This is a genomic window from Vibrio sp. 1641, from assembly GCF_033339995.1.
GTDB classification, from domain to species: domain Bacteria; phylum Pseudomonadota; class Gammaproteobacteria; order Enterobacterales; family Vibrionaceae; genus Vibrio; species Vibrio alginolyticus.
In genome coordinates, this window is the sequence record NZ_JAWOVP010000118.1 from 1 (window position 1) to 782 (window position 782).

The 782-nt window shown below is 47.4% G+C and carries 1 protein-coding gene; it reads right to left on the reverse strand.

Features of this window, described 5'->3' with window-relative positions; translation table 11 throughout:
- On the reverse strand, positions 1 to 602 hold a 602-nt coding region (locus R7Z47_RS24535; protein ID WP_318130720.1), incomplete at its 3' end, for an isocitrate/isopropylmalate family dehydrogenase.
- Positions 603 to 782 lie beyond the last annotated feature (180 nt).

Sequence of the window (782 nt, forward strand, 5' to 3'; positions counted from 1 at the left end):
TGCAGAACGTTTGCTTTGTCAATTGAGCACACTTTCTTACGACGTAGACGAGCCGATTCAAACGCGATTTTTGCAATACGTTCGATCTCAAAGCGGTGGTACACCTCGGTATCAAACGCTTTTTCGTTAGCGCCTTCACCCTCACGGCCTTTCGGTTGGCCGAAGTAGATGCCACCAGTTAGTTCGCGTACGACGACAATATCAAAGCCGCGACCTGAGATGTCTGCACGTAGCGGTGAGAAAGCTTCTAGGCCAGCGTGGATTTGCGCTGGGCGAAGGTTACAGAATAGTTGGAAGTGCTTACGTAGTGGCAGCAATGCACCGCGCTCTGGCTGGTCGTTTGGTGGCAAATGTTCCCACTTAGGGCCACCAACCGAACCAAATAGAACCGCGTCAGACTCTTCACACGCTGTTACCGTACTTTCTGGAAGTGGGCAACCATGATTATCGATAGCAATACCACCAACATCATGTTCTTCGCGCTCAAATGAGATGCCATGTTTTTGCTCGATAGCATCCAGAACTTTAAGCGCTTGAGCCATCACTTCTGGGCCGATGCCGTCACCAGGAAGTACGGCAATTTTGTATGATTTGTCTGTCATGTTATTCCTTTAATCTTCTAATTTTTGAGCTTAATTATTTGAAATCGTGTTATTTGTCCCTGAGCGATAAAGCTCAGCATGACTATACCGTAGCAATCTTTTTCTGCTTCATCTCGGCAATGGTGTCTGCGCGATGGATGCTGTTGATAACATGCAATAGCGCTTGACCAGAAGCTTCTA